The 18,431-nt window shown below is 71.8% G+C and carries 11 protein-coding genes; 4 read left to right on the top strand and 7 right to left on the bottom strand.

All coding sequences use genetic code 11. The features are described from left to right. Positions 1-3: 3 nt before the first annotated feature. From ACIQD6_RS33965 to ACIQD6_RS33950, 4 genes are all read right to left on the bottom strand, one after another. The gene (locus ACIQD6_RS33965; RefSeq protein ID WP_401890291.1) at positions 4-1,347 is read right to left on the bottom strand and encodes a PrsW family intramembrane metalloprotease; all 1,344 of its coding nucleotides are present in this window, start codon (positions 1,345-1,347) and stop codon (positions 4-6) included. A 215-nt stretch (positions 1,348-1,562) separates the two neighbouring features. Then, complete coding sequence (gene trmB / locus ACIQD6_RS33960) at positions 1,563-2,300, bottom strand: tRNA (guanosine(46)-N7)-methyltransferase TrmB (RefSeq protein ID WP_401890457.1); 738 nt, start codon at positions 2,298-2,300, stop codon at positions 1,563-1,565. A 404-nt stretch (positions 2,301-2,704) separates the two neighbouring features. After that, positions 2,705-3,922 (bottom strand): L-2-hydroxyglutarate oxidase, encoded by a 1,218-nt coding sequence (gene lhgO / locus ACIQD6_RS33955; RefSeq protein WP_401890289.1) that lies wholly within the window; start codon positions 3,920-3,922, stop codon positions 2,705-2,707. A 356-nt stretch (positions 3,923-4,278) separates the two neighbouring features. Further along, complete coding sequence (locus tag ACIQD6_RS33950) at positions 4,279-5,796, bottom strand: MFS transporter (protein ID WP_401890286.1); 1,518 nt, start codon at positions 5,794-5,796, stop codon at positions 4,279-4,281. A gap of 592 nt (positions 5,797-6,388) precedes the next feature. Here ACIQD6_RS33950 and ACIQD6_RS33945 point away from each other — a divergent pair. Then, the gene (locus ACIQD6_RS33945; protein ID WP_401890283.1) at positions 6,389-8,536 is read left to right on the top strand and encodes an asparagine synthase-related protein; all 2,148 of its coding nucleotides are present in this window, start codon (positions 6,389-6,391) and stop codon (positions 8,534-8,536) included. A 116-nt stretch (positions 8,537-8,652) separates the two neighbouring features. Here the strand turns inward: ACIQD6_RS33945 and ACIQD6_RS33940 are convergent, their stop codons facing one another. Together ACIQD6_RS33940 and ACIQD6_RS33935 are read right to left on the bottom strand one after the other, a co-directional pair. Next, positions 8,653-10,680, bottom strand: coding sequence for a sigma-70 family RNA polymerase sigma factor (locus tag ACIQD6_RS33940; protein ID WP_401890282.1), 2,028 nt, complete (start codon positions 10,678-10,680; stop codon positions 8,653-8,655). Between the two features lie 411 nt (positions 10,681-11,091). Continuing rightward, complete coding sequence (locus ACIQD6_RS33935) at positions 11,092-12,009, bottom strand: TetR/AcrR family transcriptional regulator (protein WP_401890280.1); 918 nt, start codon at positions 12,007-12,009, stop codon at positions 11,092-11,094. Between the two features lie 339 nt (positions 12,010-12,348). Here ACIQD6_RS33935 and ACIQD6_RS33930 point away from each other — a divergent pair, with 339 nt between their 5' ends. Together ACIQD6_RS33930 and ACIQD6_RS33925 are read left to right on the top strand one after the other, a co-directional pair. Beyond that, positions 12,349-13,728, top strand: coding sequence for an NAD(P)/FAD-dependent oxidoreductase (locus ACIQD6_RS33930; RefSeq protein ID WP_401890278.1), 1,380 nt, complete (start codon positions 12,349-12,351; stop codon positions 13,726-13,728). Positions 13,729-14,074: 346 nt separating this feature from the next. Then, the gene (locus ACIQD6_RS33925) at positions 14,075-15,787 is read left to right on the top strand and encodes a SpoIIE family protein phosphatase (protein WP_401890276.1); all 1,713 of its coding nucleotides are present in this window, start codon (positions 14,075-14,077) and stop codon (positions 15,785-15,787) included. Positions 15,788-15,807: 20 nt separating this feature from the next. On the opposite strand, the gene ACIQD6_RS33920 is transcribed toward ACIQD6_RS33925, so the two are convergent. Further along, positions 15,808-17,118: an MFS transporter gene (locus ACIQD6_RS33920; protein WP_401890454.1), complete on the bottom strand. Its 1,311-nt coding sequence runs from the start codon at positions 17,116-17,118 to the stop codon at positions 15,808-15,810. Between the two features lie 167 nt (positions 17,119-17,285). Here ACIQD6_RS33920 and ACIQD6_RS33915 point away from each other — a divergent pair, with 167 nt between their 5' ends. Then, positions 17,286-17,852 (top strand): MarR family winged helix-turn-helix transcriptional regulator, encoded by a 567-nt coding sequence (locus ACIQD6_RS33915; RefSeq protein WP_401890273.1) that lies wholly within the window; start codon positions 17,286-17,288, stop codon positions 17,850-17,852. Positions 17,853-18,431: the final 579 nt, after the last annotated feature.

Raw genomic sequence — 18,431 nt, 5'->3', positions numbered from 1 at the left:
GAGTCAGTACTGCCGGTACGGGTTGTAGCCGTCGTAGTCGACGTACGGCGGCGGCACCCGCACCCGGCCGGTCGCCCGCGCCGCGAACGTCAGCGCGGGCCCCGCTATGTCCTTGCGCTGCCACAGGTGGTGCAGCAGTTCCCGCTCGCGCTCGATGAAGTCCGGGCCCACCGGGTCGCGGTGGGCCCGGTGGCGCAGGAACGCCAGGGACGTCGCGAACGCCTCGTACTCCCCGACCGATCTCGCCGCCCCCGATCCGAACGTACGGCCCGCGAAATGGCGGGCCATGGTGCGGGCCCGCATCGAGGAGAGCGCCTGGGGCGCGGCCGGGGTCAGCCAGCCCGCCTCGGCGTACGCGGGGAGCTCGGCCGAGATCGTGCGCAGCTCGCGCTGCCGGGTCCATATCGCCAGCCAGGTCAGCAGGGCGAAGAGCGGGACCATGAACGCCGCGTACACCACGTAGAAGCCGTACGGGCCGAAGAGCGCCGACGAGCCGTTCCACAGCGCGTGCATGCCCATCGACAGGGCCAGGCCGAGCAGCGGGAAGACGAACCGGCGGATCCGGTGGCGCCGGGACGCCATCGCCGCCAGGCCGAAGCCGATGCCCGCCAGTACGGTGAACAGCGGGTGCGCGAACGGCGACATGACGACCCGTACGAAGAACGTCGCGGCCGTGACGGAGGCGAAGCCGGAGCTGCCCATGTTCTGGTCCTCACCGAACGCGCTGCCGAGATACAGGATGTTCTCGGTGAACGCGAAGCCGGTGGCGGTGAAGCCCGCGACCACGACACCGTCGACCAGACCCGTGAAGTCCCGTCTGCGGAAAAGGAAGATCAGCAAGATCGCCGTGGCCTTGGCGCTCTCCTCGACGACCGGCGCTATGACCGTGGCACCCAGGGATTCCGCGCTCGCCGGGTCGGCGGTGGCGGTGGCCAGCCACTCGGTCGCGAAGGAGTTCGCGATGATCGCGACGAGGGCGGCCGCACAGGCGCCCCACGCGAACGAGAACCACAGATTCGCCCAGGGGCCCGGCTCGACCCGGTCCAGCCAGCGGAAGGCGGCCATGAGGAGCGGCACCGGCAGGACGGCCAGACCGAGGCCGACCAGGAAGCCCTGGGTGCCGGTCTGGTCACGGACGAGCGCGAGGATCACCAGGCCGCAGAGCGCGAGCAGCGTGAACACGGCCCCGGCCCGGAGCGCCCGGTGACGCCAGAACGCGCGGCGCGGGCGGTAGCGCCTGCGGGCAGGCTCCGGCACGGCGGTCCACAGGTCGCCGAGCCGCTCCTGCTGCTCGTAGACGGGGATCGCCGGACTCGGATCGAGGCGTTGCGGGCACGGTTCTGACACGCATTGACCCTAACGAGGGCCACTGACACTGGCGATGGTGCCTGTGCCGCGCGGCTGTCGGTACGAGCGCCATGGCTGTCGGTACGAGTGCCATGGCTGCCGATACGAGTGCCATGGCTGCCGGTAGGAGAGCCATGGCTGCCGGTAGGAGAGCCATGGCTGCCGGTACTGGAGCCATGGCCGCCGGTGAGGGCAACCGTGCCGACCGGGTCCGGCTACGAGACGAGCGGTTCCCGTACGCGCCCGAACAGCAGGTCATGCACGACATGCCCCTTGTCCAGCCCCTGTCCCTCGAACCGGGTCAGCGGACGGAAGGCCGGCCGTGGCGCATAGCCGCCATCGCGCTGGGTGTTCTCGAACCCGGGGTGCGCGGTCAGCTCCGCCAGCATCTGCTCGGCGTACGGCTCCCAGTCCGTCGCGCAGTGCAGCACGGCCCCGGGCCTCAGCCTCTCCGCCGCCAGCGTGAGGAACTCCGGCTGGATCAGCCGCCGTTTGTGATGCCGCTTCTTGGGCCAGGGGTCGGGGAAGTAGACCCGCATCCCGGCGAGGGAGCCGGACGGCAGCATCTCCCGGAGCAGGATGATCGCGTCACCGTTGGCCACCCGGATGTTGGACAGGCCGTCCGCCTCCGCGAGGCGGAGCAGGTTGCCCTGGCCCGGGGTGTGCACGTCGACGGCGAGGATTCCGGTGGCGGGGTCGTCGGCGGCCATCCGCGCGGTGGCCTCGCCCATCCCGAACCCGATCTCCAGGACGACCGGAAGACCGCCGAACATCTCGTCCAGGTCGATGACGCGTTGCCCGTCGATGTCCAGACCCCAGTCGGGCCACAGCCGCCGCAGGGCGTCGCCCTGGCCGAGGGTCACCCGGCTCCGGCGCGGCTGGAAGCTGCGGATGCGCCGCTCGAAGTGGGATCCGGCGGGGTCGGCGGCGGGGCCGGTGCCGTCCGGGAACATCCGGCTCGCGGTGCGGATCCCCGACACAGGCGTGGCGCCGTTCGCCGGCACGGGCGCGGGGTGGCGCGCCGAATCGCTCGGGGTGCGGTTCTCCGGCCCGGGGGCGGTCTCGGCCGCCGCGTCAGCCACCTCGGCCGCGTCAGTCGTGTCAGCCGTGTCAGTCGTGTCAGCCGTGTCAGCCGTGTCAGCCGTGTGGGTGGTTCCGGCCGTCACTGCCGTCACTGCCGTCACTGCCGTCACTGCCGCCTCAGCCGTCACGGCTGTTCCGGCTATCTCGGCTGTTCGGACTGTCGTGCCCACGTCGGTGATCTCGGCCATCTCGGTCATCTCGGTCTTCTCGCGCTCGGCCACAATGGCTCCGATTCTACGGAGCCGGGCCGCGCTCCCCGTTTTCGGTGCCCGGCTCAGTCCTCCGCCAGCACCGCCAGCGCCCGCCTCGCGACCTCCCGGCCGATGGGCAGGGACGCGGTCGCCGCCGGGGACGGGGCGTTCAGCACATGGACCGTGCGGGAGGTCTGCCGGATCAGGAAGTCGTCGGCCAGCGTGCCGTCCCGCAGCACCGCCTGGGCCCGTACGCCGGACTGTGCCGGGCGCAGGTCCGCGTCCGTGACCGCGGGGAGCAGGCGCCGTACCGCCGTCGCGAAGGCGCGCTTCGACAGGGAGCGGTGCAGCTCGCCGGCGCCGTACCGCCAGTGCTCGCGCGCGGTCCGCCAGGAGCCCGGCCAGCCGAGGGTGCCGGCCAGCTCGGCGAGGCGTACGTCCGACCACGCGTACCCTTCACGGGCCAGCGCCAGAACGGCATTGGGCCCGACATGGACGCCGCCGTCGATGCCCCGGGTCAGATGCACGCCGAGGAACGGGAACGCCGGGTCGGGGACCGGATAGATCAGCCCCCGTACGAGACCGGGCCGGGCCAGTTCGTAGTACTCCCCCCGGAAGGGCACGATCCGCATGCCCGGGTCGTCGCCCGCCAGCCGCGCCACCCGGTCGCACTGCAGCCCGGCGCAGTTCACCAGCGTCCGCGCCCTGACGATCTCCCCGGACGCCGTACGGACCGCGACTCCCCAGGGGCGGCGGTCGATGGCGGTGACCTCCGCGCCGTACCGGACGGACGCCCCCGCCGCGGTCGCCGACTCGGCGAGCTGCCCGGCGACCGCCGTGAAGTCGCACACCCCGGTCGTACCGACGTGGATCGCCGCGAGGCCCCGCGCCATCGGTTCGTACTCCGTGATCTGTGCCGGGCCCAGCTCCCGCACCGGAATGCCGTTCTCCCGGCCGCGCTGGACCAGGGCGTGCAGCCGGGGCAGCTCGTCCCGGCGCGTCGCGACGATCAGCTTGCCGGTGACCCGGTGCGCGATGCCGTACTCCGCGCAGAACTTGACCATCTCGGCGGCTCCGCGCACCGCGAACCGCGCCTTGAGCGAACCGGGGCGGTAGTAGACCCCGCTGTGGATCACGCCGCTGTTGTGGCCCGTCTGGTGGCGTGCGGGGCCCGGCTCCTTCTCCAGCACCACGACCCGGGTGCCGGGGGCGGTGCGCGTGATCGCGTACGCCGTCGACAGGCCGACGATGCCGCCGCCGATCACCAGCACATCGCAGTCGAATCCAGCGCGTCCGCGCATCGCGTCTCACCTCCCACCCCGATAGTGCACTGGCCCGCTGACAACGCGCTTAAACCCAAGCGCCGAACAACGGACCGGCAGACTCCGGCGGCCCTGCCACGCGGGCCGGTGCACTCCGGCGCGGACCGACGGACTCCGGCGCACGGCGCGGACCGGCGCATCGCGGCGCGGTCCGGTGGCCTCCGGCGCGACCGGCGCACTCCGCTGCGCTCCGGGCGCTGTGCTCTACGCGCTCCGGGCGCCGCGCTCCGGGCGCCGAGTGCCGCGCTCCGGCCGTCGAGTGCCGTACGGACATCTACGAGCCGGACCAGCCCCCGAAACCGCCCGACCCAGTCCCCGCCCCTGCCCCGCCCCGGCTACGCCTGCGCCACCAGCAGCGGTCGCGCCCGCTCCCGCAGTTCCATCACGCGCGGTTCGTCGCCGTACGGCTCCAGGCGGTGCAGCAGATCCCGTACGTACTCGGTCGTCCGCGCCGACGAGATCCGCCCGGCCACCTCCACCGCACGTGTGCCCGCCGCGCATGCCGCGTCGAGATTGCCCGATTCCAGCTCGGCGACCGCGCTCACCACCAGCCGCAGGCCGTGCGAGCGTACGAACTCCTCCGTCGGCTTCGACAGCGCCTGCTCCGTGAACTGCCGTGCCTGCCGCGGTGCTTTCAGGTCGCGATAGCACTCGGCGGCGTCGGCCGCGAACCGGTCGTACGAGTAGAAGCCCAGCCACGACGGATCGGCGTCGCCGTCGCGCGAGCGCTCCAGCCACCCCTCCGCCGCCTTCAGCGCCGCCCCGGCCGCCACCCCGTCGCCCGCCTTCGCGTGCGCCCGCGCCTCCACCAGCCGGAAGAAACTCATCGTGCGGGCGGTGGCGAGCCCGCGATTGCGCTCCAGCGCCGCCTGCGCGAGGTCCACCCCCTCGTCCGCGAAGCCGCGGTAGATCGCCTGGAGCGACATGGAGGCCAGGACATAGCCGCCGAGCGGTACGTCGGCCGCCGCGCGGGCCAGCCGCAGCGCCTGGATGTAGTAGCGCTGCGCGGCCTCCTGCTGCCCGGTGTCGAAGGCCATCCAGCCGGCCAGCCGGGTCAGTTCGGCGGTCGCTCCGAAGAGCCCCCGGCCCACCTCGTCGCTGTACGCGCCGAGGAGCAGCGGTGCCGCGTCGACCCGCAGACACTCCGGCACCATCGATGAACGCCAGTCCCCGCCGCCGTACTTGGAGTCCCAGCGCCGGGCGTCGGACGCGGCCTCCCGCAGTTTGGCCACGTCGCTGTGGCCCACACGCAGGGATATCTCCCCGGTGCCGTCCGCGCCCTGGCCACCGCCCTGGCCTCCCGCCTGGGATCCGGCCGGCCCGGAGCCCTGTCCGCCCCCTCCATGCGCTCCCTGCGCCGCCTCCGCGACCGCCGCGTCACGGGCGACCGAGGAGTCGGCGGGTGTTATCAGCCACCGGGACGCGGGGGTCGCGTAAGCGCTCACTGCGAAAGATCCGGCCAGCGACTGCCAGATGCCCCCGCTGCCCGCCCGGCGGCCCGCCAGGTCCAGCCGGTACAACTCCGTCGCCGCGTGCACCGCCGCACCCACGTCGCGCGGGAAGGCGAGCCCGACCTCGGGGGCCGGATCCGCGTCCGCCAGACCGATCTCGTGGAGCGGGACCGGGCGTCCCAGCTTGGCCCCGATGGCGGAGGCGATGAGATGAGGCGCCGCACCCTGCGGAACCATCCCCTTCGACACCCATCGCGCCACCGAGGTCTTGTCGTAGCGAAGTGTCAGACCGCGCTGCGCCCCGAGGTCGTTGACCCTCCGGGCGAGACCGGCGTTGCTGATTCCCGCGAGGGCGAGAACGGTGCCGAGCTTCTCGTTCGGCCCGCGTAGCTCTCTGGACATGCGCCACCCCTCGACACAGACGGCCGCCGCGTCGCGGCATAGGCGCGCGGCATTCGTAAACCCAGCGTAGTTCGACACATCCCGACCGTTAAGGGGCGGACTTCCGTATGGCGGGATTGTTGTCCGTGCGGGGACGGCGTCCGCGGGCCCCGAGCGGCGGGCCGTGCTCCACCCGTGTGGCCGTGCGCCCGGCCGTGCGCTCTTGGCCCCGGAGAAGCGAGAGCGCTTCCATGAGTCCTGCGTGGGTCGGCCCGCTGCGTACTGGAACCAGTGGGCTGGGGGATACCGCCGCCCCAATCCCCGCGGGCGGTGGATCAGTCCGGGAGGCGTTTTCCGCCTCCCGGACTGAACGCGAGCCGGTGCTGAAGAGCCGTACCCGGTCCGGAGATTGGCTGAATGCTGCCTATCCGCGAAAGGCCACATCTCCGCCAAATGGCGAATGCCAGGGGCGCATTCGACTTCCCGCTCGCGCTTCCGCGGACCCTCCTGTGCGCTGTTGTCATGGCAGCATGTCCCCGAACGGCTTCGGTTCGAGCTTCGGTTTGGTCGTGTGGGCCGTGGCTCAACTTGTCCACAGGCTGTGGAGGCGGCGATGCGCTGGTTGGTGGGTTGGAGCAGTATCGCCGCGCGTTTCGGCACGGCCGGTGCCGTCGGGCCCGTCGGCGACTCCGACGGCGGCAGCGTGCATCCCGTCGGCTCCCAACTCCTGTGGGGCGACCCGGATCCGCTCTGGGCCGTCGGCGACTGGCGGCCCGACGAGGTCCGCGTCGTGACCGTCGACCCCTTCACCCGGCTCGCCGTGCTCGGCTGCTGCGGGGCCACCGACGACGAACTGCGGGTCGGGCTGTTCGCCGCGCGCGGCGGCGCCCTGCGCCATCTCACCGCCTGGCCGGGCAGTTACACGGCCGTCGCACAGATCGGCCGCCGGATCACCGTCGCCGGCGATCTGGCCGGGGCGCGCCCCGTCTTCTACACGCCCTGGGCGAGCGGTACGGCGTACGCCACCGCCGCCCTGCCCCTCGCAGATCTCATCGAGGCCCAGCTGGACATCGGGCATCTGGCCGCGCTGCTCGCCTGCCCCGAGACCCCGGAGGCGCTGCGCGACTCCACTCCGTACGACGGCGTCAAACGCATCCCGCCCGGCCACGCGCTGGTCCTGCGCGAGGGATCACGGGAGATCACCGGGTACGAACCGGTCGCCTCCCTCGCCGTCGCCGGCCCCCAGAAGGACCCGGAGCGGGCCGTCGAGGGCATACGGGACGCACTCGTCGAATCCGTACGCGCGAGACTCCTGGCCCCGCGCCACGCCCCGGAGACCCTGCCGCCCGACCCGGGCCCGGTCCCCGGCATGGGGCCCGCCGAACGACGCGCCGCCCGCGGGGCGCCGGTCCCCGGGATCGGCGCCGACCTGTCGGGCGGCAGCGCGTCCGGCACCCTCGCGCTGCTCGCGGCGGGGCTGCCGGGGGCGCCCGGCACGGTCCTGGGGCACGGCACCGGCGCGGGGGAGCGGCTGCTCGCCGTCACCTTCAACGACCTGTCCGCCGGTGGCCGCGACGAGGCCGAACTGGAACGGGCCCGCGCCATCGCCGCCAACCCCCGGCTGCACCACGTCGTCGTCGCGGCGGGCGAAGAGGCCCTGCCGTACGCCGAGTTGGAGGGCCCGCTCACCGACGAGCCGGGCCCGTCCCTCGTCACGGCCGAACGGCACCGGCGCAGACTCGCAGCCGGCAGCGCCGACCACTTCACCGGCGCGGGGGCGCGCGAGGTGCTCGACGCGCATCCGGCGCGTCTGGCCGATCTGCTGCTCGACCGGCGCAGACGCCACCTGGTGCACCCGGTCACGGCGCTCGCCAAGGCCGAAGGGCCCTCTCCGTCCTCGCTGTTCATCCCGCTGACCGTGTACCGGGCCGCCCGCCGCCTGGCCCGTACGCCGTACCGCACCGGCCTCGAACAGGCCGCTGCCCTGCTCCCCGAGGCCAACCGGGCCGGCCGCGCCGATCGGGCCGGTCGGGCCGGTGGGGCCGCGCTGTCCGCCGCGCCGAACAGCCCGCTGAGCGCCTCACTCGCCGCCCTCACCTGGTCCAGACCCGGGCCCGCCGCGCGCTGGCTCACGGGGGAGGCGCTCGCCGAAGTATCGGTTCGGCTGCTGGGCGCGGCGACCCGGCCCACCTCCGTCCAGCGCCCCGGCGAGGCCCGCGCCCGCGCCGCCCTCGCCCGTTACGCGGCGGACCACCGCGTCTTCGAACAAGCCGCCGAGATCCGCAGCCAGCGGTTGCACGCCCCCTTCCTCGACAACCAGGTCGTACGGGCCTGCCGCGAGCTCCCCGAGGCGCTACGGGTGCAGCCGGGCGCCCGCGCGGAGGTGCTCCGTACCGTCCTCGCCGGAGCCGGGACCCACGACCTTCCGCCGGGCTGGGGCGCGACGTCCCGGGCCGGCTCGGCCGCCGCCACCCGCGTGGGTCTGCGCGCGGCCGTCGGCGAACTGATCACCCTCTTCGACGCGCCACTGCTGGCCGACGCGGGCCTGGTGGAGGCCCGCGTCGTACGCAAGGCCCTGCGCGCTGCGGCCGAGGGCGAGCCGGTACCGCTGGACGGTCTCGCGGATCTGGTCTCCACGGAGTTGTGGCTGCGGCGGCTGCTGTCCCGCCGGGGCACCTGCTGGACGGGGACGGCGGCGCCGAGGCAGCGGGCGGTGGCGGGCGGCGTGGTCCCGTCCGGCAGGCGGACGCTTCAGAAGTAGCAAGGCGCGGGCGCGGGTGCCGTACGCGCCGGAGCACAAGGCGCGGGCGCCGTTACGCGCCGGAGCATCCGGAACAGCCCCCTGATCCGGAACAGCCGCCCGCCCCAGGGGCGTTGTCAGCCGCAGCTGATCCGCGACCGTGCCCAGTCGGCGAGCGCCACCCGGTCGAACGGCGTATGCGGCTCGACCACCAGCCGGATGGTCCGCTGCCCGGCGATCCCCACCTGTACGGGTACGGCCGCGTCGCCGCCGTGCACCACCGGCGAGCGCCAGAGCCGCCCCCCGTCGCCGTACACGGAGAAGCGCACGGAACCCAGGCCGAGCGTCATGTCGTCCACCCCGGCCATGGCCGCGTAGCTGGAGCAGCTGCGGTTGAGGTCGATGGTCACCGAGGACGAGGCGTGCGTGGTCACGCCGTGGCCGTAGTGGGTGCCGCCGACCGACATCGACGAACGCTGCCAGAGCCAGCTGCTGCCACCGAGCCGTACTTCCGGCCCGGAGCTGTCGGAGCCGTCACCGGACACGTCGTACGGCAGCTCGTTCACCTGATAGACGGCCGGGACGGCCGGTGGCTTCGGGCTGGGGCTCGGCGCCGGAGGCGGCGTCGGGCTCGGCTTCGGCTTCGGCGGGGAAGGCACCGGCGGTTCGGGCTTCGCGGGCGCCGAACTGGGTGTGGGCTCGGGTTTCGGGGCGGGCGCCGGAGTGCGCGCCGGCTTCGTGGTGGGAGTCGCGGTCGGCGCGGGCTTCTTCGGGGGCGACGGCTTCGGCGCGGGCGGTGCCGACGGCTCGGGCGAAGGGGCCGGGTCGGCCGGGGCCCGCGGTACGACGGGCTGCGCGGCCGGCGGCTTCGCCTCGGGCTTCGGCTCGGGCTGGGAGTCACGCACGAGCGCGTACACCAGACCGGCGGCCGCCGCGACGGCCACCAGCGCCGCGATCCCGGCCTTCACCGGGGCGGCGGCCCCCTCGGACGCGGCGGCCCCGCCGGCCGAACCGCCGCCGGAGGCTCCGCCCGTGGCGCCACCGGTCGAACCGGTCGCCGCCGCGGCGGCACCCGCTCCCGCCGCTCCCGCCGCGCCGCCCGCCGCGATCCCGGCGGCCTTGAGCGAATAACCGGCGGCGAACCAGCCGATGACCGCGACCGGAAGCAGGGCCGGGATCCCGTTGTTGACCTGCGCCAGTTCGCCCGCCGCGCGACGGCACTCGGCGCACTCCTCCAGGTGCTTGCGCAGCCCGCGCTCGGCACGCATCCGCAGACCTCCGCGGGCGTACGCCCCCAACCGGTCGGCATACCGGGCGCAGTCACCGCCCGAGGTGAGCGCGGCATTCACATGCGCCTGCAAATAAGCCTGCTTGAGCCCCTCGCGCGCCCGACGGGCCAGCACCGCCGTGGCGTTGGCGGACAGGCCGAACAGCGGTGCGACCTCGCTCGGTGACTCCTCCTCGACCGTGGTGTGCCAGAGCACCGCCTGCCAGCGCTCGGGCAGACTGCGGAAAGCCTGCATGGCCATGGACTGTTCGGCCTCGTGCATCGCCATGACGTCCGCGCCGAGATCGAGGGTCTGCGCCTCGGAGACCTCGGAGGTGTGCACGGCCTGCGCCGCGAACACCGCGAAATCCTCGACCAGTTGCTCCCGTTTCGCGGACTTCGTCCAGGTGGCGGCAACTCGCCGTACGGTCGTCAGCAGATACGCCCGCACCGCGTGCTCGGGCCCGGCCCCGCCGCGTACCGCCTGCAACGTACGGGCGAACACCTCGGCCGTCAGGTCGTCGGCGGTGTGCGCGTCGCGGCAGCAGGTACGGGCGTAACGGCGCACCGCGTCCGAGTGCCTGCGGAACAGTTCCTCGTACGCGCTGTCGTCGCCGTCCCGCATCCGCTGGATCAGATCGACGTCCGACGCGGACGGTGCGGACAATCGTGCTTCGACCGCCGACGGCTCACCGGAAGGCCCGATGCTGTTCCCGCTCCCGCGCTGCGTCGGCACGCCGGACATGCCGGATCCACCGTCGCCGCCCGGCCTTCCCGAGCCGCCGGGCCCGCCCTGACTCGGTACCTGCGGGGAAGACAACCCGCCGGGCCCCGCAGCGCCGCCCGTCCTGCCGTCCGTGCCGCCGCCGAGCGACCCGTCCCGTCCGTCACCGCTCATCGCGGAAGCCCCCGTACGCACACTCTGACCCGAAACACCGGGTCAGAGTGTCACAGCGCGCCACGCCGCCCGGACCTTCGGGCCCGTCAACCACTCGTCCGGGCAAGTTTCCCGGAGTGCGGTCATAACCTTCACCCATTCGGGGAAGGATCAACGCCGTTTAGAAGTAAGCCAGTTCGACCGAATCAACGACGGAGTCAAGGACGGAATCAGCGACTGAGGCAGCGACGGGATCAGCGACGAAAACCGTGACGACAGCCCTGACGACAGCCGGGATGAGCGCCGTGACACCCACACGGACGCCTCAACGCAAGCTCCCGCACGGGCCGTTATCCACACAGGCGCCCCTCACCCGAGCGGGCCTCACCCAAGCGGCCTCAGCGCAGAGCCACCGCCCGCACAGGCCACCGCTCACACAGGCCGCGACCGCAGCCCCTCCAGAAGGATGTCCAGCAGCCGAGCGGAAGCCGCCGCCTGCTGCACCGCGTCCGGCAGCGAAGGCGCGGCCGTCGCGATCACCAGCAGGACATCGGCCACGGTCACATCACGCCGCAGCTCACCCGCCGCCCGCGCCCGCTCCACCAACTGACCGACGACCTCCAGCAGTTCGACGGCGCCCGGTGTGTCCAGGTCCTCGTCCGACGGCCGCTGTACGACCACCCGAAGATCCGGCTGCCCGGCCTGCCGCTGCTGCGGAACCCGCGCCTCGTCCTTACCGCCGCGTGCCACTGCGACACCCGGCGACGTGGACACCGAGGCCGAAGCCGAGGCCGACGACGCCGACGCCGACATCACGTCATCGTCCACACCCACCCGCAGCACCTGCGGAGGCAGCAGCCGCCCCGCGCCCGACGCCACCGAGGTGCGCAGGAACCGGGAAAGCGCCGACCATGGCTCGTCCTCCTGCCCCAGCGCCGTACGCGCCTGGGCGGTCAGCCGCGACGTCTCCTCCTCGGCTATTCGCCGTACGAGCACGTCCTTGCTCGGGAACCGGCGGTAGACCGTGCCGACCCCGACCCGGGCCCGGCGCGCCACGTCCTCCATCGGCGCCCCGTACCCGAGCTCGCCGAACACCTCGCGAGCCGCGCGCAGTACGTGCTCCAGATTGCGCTGTGCGTCCACCCGGAGCGGCGCCGGACGCCCGGCCCCGCCGGTACCCCCCGCACCACCGAGCGCGCCGGCACCGAGCGTCCCTGCGGCGCCCGCACCGATCGTCCCCGCGGTGCCCGCACCCGCGGCGCCCGCGATACCCGGCGTACCCCCGGGACCAGTCCGTCCGTCGCTCTCCGTGCCGACGGCAGCTTGCCCCTGTAATCCGTGAATGTGCATAACTGTTCCCCCGGAAATGATGTCTCCCCCCGGAGACTCCCCACCCTGAGCCTGACAGCCGAGTGCACGGGCCAGCCCCTGGCCGACACTGCGACGGAGTACGAACATAGTTGAGCCCGGGTCAATTCAGAAGGGGGTAGTTCCGCCCGGCGCGTCCCCCGATCGGAGCAAGGACCGGAAGGTGCCCGATTCACCTCCCGGCCACCCTCCTCCACGTACCCGCTGACCTGCGTCCCTCCGTCAATTCCCGCGCTTTTGCACACCCGGGCCCGCTGACGGCCGCCGGTCACACAATCTGTCGCGGCTGTGGACAAACACCGGGGCCCGATGCGTCATGGGATGGTGAAGGCTGAGATCCCCGGGGGGACGACCCCCGCACCCACGTCCGGTGCGCGCATTCTCGTTGTCGGCGGCGGCTACGTCGGTATGTACACCGCGCTACGCCTCCAGCGGCAGCTGAAGAGCGGTGAGGCCGAGGTGGTCGTGGTATCACCCGCCCCGTACATGACCTATCAGCCGTTCCTGCCGGAGGCGGCCGCCGGGAACATCTCGCCCCGCCATGTCGTGGTCCCGCTCCGCCGCGTGCTGCCCGGCTGCAAGATCCTCATCGGTGAGGCCACGGCCATCGACCACGCCACGCGCACCGCCACCCTCAGAACCGTCGGCTCCGAGGAGGAGGGAACGGGCACCGTCGATCTCACCTACGACGAACTCGTCCTCGCCCCGGGCTCCGTCTCCCGCACGCTCCCGGTACCCGGTCTGGCCGAACACGGCGTCGGCTTCAAGAGCGTCGAGGAGGCCATCGGCCTGCGCAACCATGTCATCGAGCAGATGGACATCGCCTCCTCCACCCGCGACCCGGCGATCAGGGACGCCGCGCTGACCTTCGTCTTCGTCGGCGGCGGCTTCGCGGGCGTCGAAGCGCTCGCCGAACTGGAGGACATGGCCCGCTACGCCTCGCGGTATTACCACAACATCAAGGCCGACGACCTGAAATGGATCCTCGTCGAGGCCACCGGACGGATCCTCCCCGAGGTCGGGGAGGAGATGGGCACGTACGCGGTCCGTGAGCTGCGCGCCCGCAATATCGACGTACGGCTCGACACCCGCCTGGACTCCTGCGAGGACCGGGTCGCCGTACTGAGCGACGGCGCCCGCTTCCCCACGCGTACGGTCGTCTGGACCGCCGGCGTCAAGCCGCATCCCGTCCTCGCCGCCAGTGACCTGCCCCTCGACGGACGAGGGCGTCTGCGCTGTACGACGAAGCTCGCCGTCGACGGCGCCGAGCACGCCTGGGCGGCCGGCGACGCGGCGGCCGTCCCCGACATGACCGCCGACGAGGCCGGCAAGGAATGCGCGCCCAACGCCCAGCACGCCGTACGGCAAGCGAGAGTTCTGGCCGAAAACATCCTGGCTTCCCTGCGCGGTGAGCCCCTTCAGGACTACCGTCACGCATATGCCGGTTCGGTCGCCTCGCTCGGCCTCCACAAGGGTGTCGCGCATGTCTACGGCCGGAAGCTCAAGGGCTACCCGGCCTGGCTGATGCACCGCGTGTACCACCTCAGCCGTGTCCCCACCTTCAACAGGAAGGCCCGCGTCCTCGCGGAATGGACCCTTTCCGGACTCTTCAAACGAGAGATCGTCTCCCTCGGATCGCTGGAACACCCGCGCGCCGAATTCGAGTTCGCCGCAGGAGGCGAACGCCCCAAGAAGCCCTGAGCCCACTGCTCACCGGACACCTGCGCCCACCATCCACACGACATGTGAGCCCACCATCCACAAGGCCGGCCGAGGCCGCCGCTCCGCGCACAGGCGGTGCAGGACGCACAGCCTGTGGACAACCGATGTCCTGTCAGCGCGGTCGGTCACACTGGACGTGTGACCATAGGTGGACTCACATCTGCACAGAGTGATCCGGCCAGCTCGGCGCAACCGGCCCCGACGACCCGACCAGCCCGATCCGCCCGGCCCGACCAGCCCGACCAGTCCGACATGCCCGGCCCGACCAGTCGGGCCGGCCCGGCCAAGACGAACAGCGACACGACACCATGAGGCCTGAGAATCCGTGAATTTCACGCGTTGGAGCGCCCGGCTCCCCGGTACACAGCGCCGCGCCGCCGCGCGCTCCGACCGCGGGTCCGTGCCCGCGGCCCGTGGTGAGTACGAGCAGCAGCCCGACCCCGTGACGGACGTCCCCGCCCTCGAAGACCTCTCCGTACGGGAAATCCTCGGCGGTCTGCCCGCCCTGGCCGCTCTCGTGTACGGCCCCGAGCACCGTGTCGCCTATGTCAACGAGGCGTACGCCGACGCCTTCGGCCCGCGTCCCGTCGGCGTCACCGCGGCCGAGAGCTGCCCGGAGCTGGCCGAGCTGGGTCTGCTCCCGCTGCTGGACCAGGTGCTGCGCAGCGGCAAGCCCCGTACGGTCAAGTCCCGCAAGGTCCAGACCGTCCAGAGCGTCCAGACCCCGGACGCACAGCGGGAGACGGACGACACCACCCCGGACCAGAAGAGCGCGACGCCCCCGGGCCCGGCCCCGCGCGGCGAACGCTCGTACACGATCACCTGCACCCCCGTCGACTGCCGGGGCACCGGCGGCGTCCTCGTCTTCGCCGCCGATGTCACCGACCACGCCGAAGCGGCCGAGCGCCTGCGCACCAGCGAGCGCAGACACCGCCAGACCGCCGTCACCCTCCAGCGCTCCCTCCTCCCGCAGGAGCTGGAGCAGCCCGACGACCTACGGGTCGCCGCCACCTACCAGCCGGGCGGAGGGGACGCGGCGGTCGGCGGGGACTGGTACGACGTGATCACGCTCGGCGCCGGGCGTACGGCCCTGGTCATCGGCGATGTCATGGGACGCGGCGTGCGCGCCGCCGCCGTCATGGGCCAGCTGCGCACCGCCGTGCGCGCCTACGCCCGGCTCGACCTGCCGCCCCACGAAGTACTCCAACTGCTCGACGGCCTCGCCGCCGAGATCGACGCCAGCCAGATCGCCACCTGCGCCTACGCCGTCCACGACCCCAACGAAGGCCGGCTGATCTACGCCTCCGCCGGCCATCTGCCGATCCTGGTGCGCGCCGAGGACGGTACGGTCCAGCGCGCCGAGGACCCGACGGGTCCGCCGCTCGGCACCGGCGGCTGGCTCCACACCTCGGGCTCGATCCCGCTGCCGCCCGGCTCCACCGCCGTCCTCTATACGGACGGCCTGGTCGAGCGCCGGGGCGAGGACATCGACGAAGGCGTCGCCTCCCTGGAGCGTGCCCTCTCCGGCGCCCAGGGCTCACCCCAGGTCGTCTGCGACCGGCTGATCCGCTCCCTCGGTATCGCCGCCGACCACGACGACGACGTCGCGGTGCTCGTCCTCCAGCACCCTTCCCGTACGGGACCGGACGCGGAGCTGTTCCACAACGCCGCGCTCGACCTGCTCGGCGGTATCGAGGCGGCCCCGCGCGCCCGCGCGTTCGCGACGGGGGTGCTCGCTTCCTGGCGCTTCCCTGTCGAACTGTGCGACCTGGGCGTGCTCGCCACCAGCGAGCTGGTGGCGAACTCCCTCCAGCACGGCACCCCGCCCATGCGCCTCAGACTCCGCCGCACCGACCGCCGGCTGATCATCGAGGTGACGGACGGCGACGACCACCTGCCGCGCCGCCGCCGCGCCGAACCGGTGGACGAGGCGGGCCGCGGTATCTCGATCATCGCGACGATCGCCTCGTCCTGGGGATCGCGCCGGACACCGGGCGGCGGCAAGGCCGTGTGGTGCGAATTCGCGCTGCCCCACTGAGGTGCGGGACGCCGTCCGCGTCAGCCGACGGATTTCCGCTCCGGCACATCCGACGGCTCGGAGACATCCGACTCCCCGGGCTTGTGCTGGACGACCACCCGCGAGGCCGGCAGGAGCGCCGGCCGGTCCTGTACGGGAGTGAGCTGCTTGCCCAGCCGCAGCGCCAGAACACTCACGCCGAGCGAGAACAGGACGAACGTCACGATGTACGGGCCGTGCAACGCGGCCCCCATCGGCCCGCCCACAGCGGGGCCGACCGCCAGCGCGAGCTGCTTGACCAGGGCGAACACAGAGTTGTACTGACCGATCATCGACGGCGGCGCCAGATCGGCCACCAGCGGTGCGACGGTCGGTGACAGCATCGACTCGCCGAGCCCGAACAGGGCATACGTCGAGATGAACGCCGCCGTCGCCATCGTCTCGCTGCCGTGCCCGAGCCCCGCATACCCCGCGACGAGCCAGGCGACGGTCCAGATCAGCCCGACCGCCGCGATCACCCGGCTGCGCCGACGCCGCTCGACCAGCCGCAACACCGCGAACTGCGCGATCACGATCATCGCCGTATTGGCGGCCAGCGCCATCCCGAGCGTCGCCGGGTCGATGCCCGCGGCCTCGGTGCCGTACGCCGCCAGCCCCGACTCGAACTGTCCGTAGCAGGCGAAGAACAACACGAACCCCAGCACACACAGCTGCACCATGGCCCGATGACCGAGCAACGCCCGCAGCCCACCGCCGCTCGGGGCCAGGGTGTCCTGCGGGAGGTCGAGGCCGGTGGTGAGCGCAGCGGGCCGGGGCAACCGGATCGTGACGGCCACGCCCGCCAGGACGAGGAACATCACGGCCTCGACGGAGAACAGCAACGTGAAGCTGCCCGACCTGCTCTCGTCGACGATCTGCCCCCCGATCAGCCCGCCGACGCCGAGTCCGAGGTTCGCCAGAAAGAACTGTGTCGCGAACGCCCGGGTGCGGGTCGACGGAGTCGAGCACCAGACGATCAGGGTGCCCAGCGCGGGCTGGAGAACAGCGGTCCCGGCGCCCAGCAGCGCGCCGGCCACCACGACCGCGGGTACGTTCCCGGCCAGCCCCATGAGGACCGCCCCGACGGATGCCAGTACGGCGCTCCCCACCAGTACGGGCAGCGGACCGCGCCGGTCGATGGCCCGTCCGGTGAACGGCAGCACGAGCAGCGCGGCCATGGCGAAGACCGCCAGCACGGCACCCGCCGTACTCGCGCCCAGGTCCCGCACCTGAGCCACATACACATAGAGATACGGAACCGTGAACCCGAGTCCGAACGCACTCAGCGCGTTCCCTGCCTGGATCCGGCGCATCGCAGCGCCCATCGCCCTGGTCACACTCACCTGCCTCAGAAGGTCGAAGGAAGACTGAACAGCTCAAGAAGAACTCAAGTCTGAAGACTTCAAAGCTAAAGTTAGAAGTTGAACAATACACATGGAAGGACTTCAACGCCATGTGGCCTGCGTGGCATACTGCCCCGATGTCCGACACCCCCGAGAAACCCACCCACCGGGGACTCCAGGAACCGAGCCTCGACGAGCAGATCGCCGCGTATCAGCGCGAGTTCCGCGATCTCGACCCCCAGGTCGAACAGGTCGTCTCGGCACTCGGCCGGCTGAACCGCCGTATGAACGTCGCGTACGGCCGCCAGGTCGCCGACCTCGGCATCAGCAACACCGAGTGGGAGGTCCTCAAGACCCTCGTACTCTCAGGAGCCCCCTACCGCCTGGGCCCCGGCGAACTCGCCAAGCGCCTCGGACTCACCCCGGCCGCCATGACCCACCGCATCGACCGCATGGCGGGCGAAGGCCTCGTCACGCGAGACCGTGACGAGAACAACCGGGTGCGCGTGATCGTGGAGCTGACGGACGAGGGCCGTACGAAATGGCTGGCGGCGATGAGGATGGCCTCGGAGTTCGAGGAGGAGCTGCTCCAGGACCTCTCCGAGGAGGAACGCGGAGTGCTCGGCGAGATGCTGATCCGCCTCCTGCGCCGCGTGGAACACGCCCAACCTGACGCCGGTGGACGCCTGACCGACCTGAACTAGGGGAGTACGGACGGGGCTTGGGGACCTCTTACGGTTCGTTTGACACGCCCCCGGCGGATCCGTAAGGTTCTTCGAGTTGTCACGGAGCCGGAACGGTTCAGCGACAACCACTCACGCCGCAGTAGCGGCACCCAAAACTCAGCACGACTCCCAGTCGGGAAGAATTTCGCATGCCGAAATTCATTTCGAAGACTCGATTATGAGTCACCTGCGGAATCCGCTAAGGTTTGGAACGTCGGAACGGCCCAACAGCCGGGAAGACACCCTCCCGCTGACTGGGAATCAGGCCCGAAAGGATCTGATAGAGTCGGAACCGCCGGAAAGGGAAACGCGAAAGCGAAGAACTGGAAAGCGAACCCCGCTCCGACGGGGAATCGGACACGAAAGAGTCTGATAGAGTCGGAAACGCAAGACAGCAGAACAGCAAGACTGCAAGACAGAATAAAATGAAATACCGAAGGGAAGCGCCCGGAGGAAAGCCCGTGAGGGTGAGTACAAAGGAAGCGTCCGTTCCTTGAGAACTCAACAGCGTGCCAAAAGTCAACGCCAGATATGTTGATACCCCGACCTGCCGGTAAC

It is taken from the genome of Streptomyces sp. NPDC088400, assembly GCF_044753355.1.
Classification (GTDB): Bacteria; Actinomycetota; Actinomycetes; order Streptomycetales; family Streptomycetaceae; genus Streptomyces.
This window is presented reverse-complemented; position numbering and strand designations above follow the sequence as displayed.

What these genes read in the sequence shown, in the direction of transcription:
- ACIQD6_RS33915 (WP_401890273.1), top strand. Translation starts at nt 17,286, where the DNA reads ATGTCCGACACCCCCGAGAAACCCACCCACCGGGGACTCCAGGAACCG.
- ACIQD6_RS33930 (WP_401890278.1), top strand. Translation starts at nt 12,349, where the DNA reads ATGGTGAAGGCTGAGATCCCCGGGGGGACGACCCCCGCACCCACGTCC.
- ACIQD6_RS33945 (WP_401890283.1), top strand. Translation starts at nt 6,389, where the DNA reads ATGCGCTGGTTGGTGGGTTGGAGCAGTATCGCCGCGCGTTTCGGCACG.
- trmB (WP_401890457.1), bottom strand. Translation starts at nt 2,300, where the DNA reads ATGTTCCCGGACGGCACCGGCCCCGCCGCCGACCCCGCCGGATCCCAC.
- ACIQD6_RS33950 (WP_401890286.1), bottom strand. Translation starts at nt 5,796, where the DNA reads ATGTCCAGAGAGCTACGCGGGCCGAACGAGAAGCTCGGCACCGTTCTC.
- ACIQD6_RS33920 (WP_401890454.1), bottom strand. Translation starts at nt 17,118, where the DNA reads ATGCGCCGGATCCAGGCAGGGAACGCGCTGAGTGCGTTCGGACTCGGG.
- lhgO (WP_401890289.1), bottom strand. Translation starts at nt 3,922, where the DNA reads ATGCGCGGACGCGCTGGATTCGACTGCGATGTGCTGGTGATCGGCGGC.
- ACIQD6_RS33940 (WP_401890282.1), bottom strand. Translation starts at nt 10,680, where the DNA reads ATGAGCGGTGACGGACGGGACGGGTCGCTCGGCGGCGGCACGGACGGC.
- ACIQD6_RS33935 (WP_401890280.1), bottom strand. Translation starts at nt 12,009, where the DNA reads ATGCACATTCACGGATTACAGGGGCAAGCTGCCGTCGGCACGGAGAGC.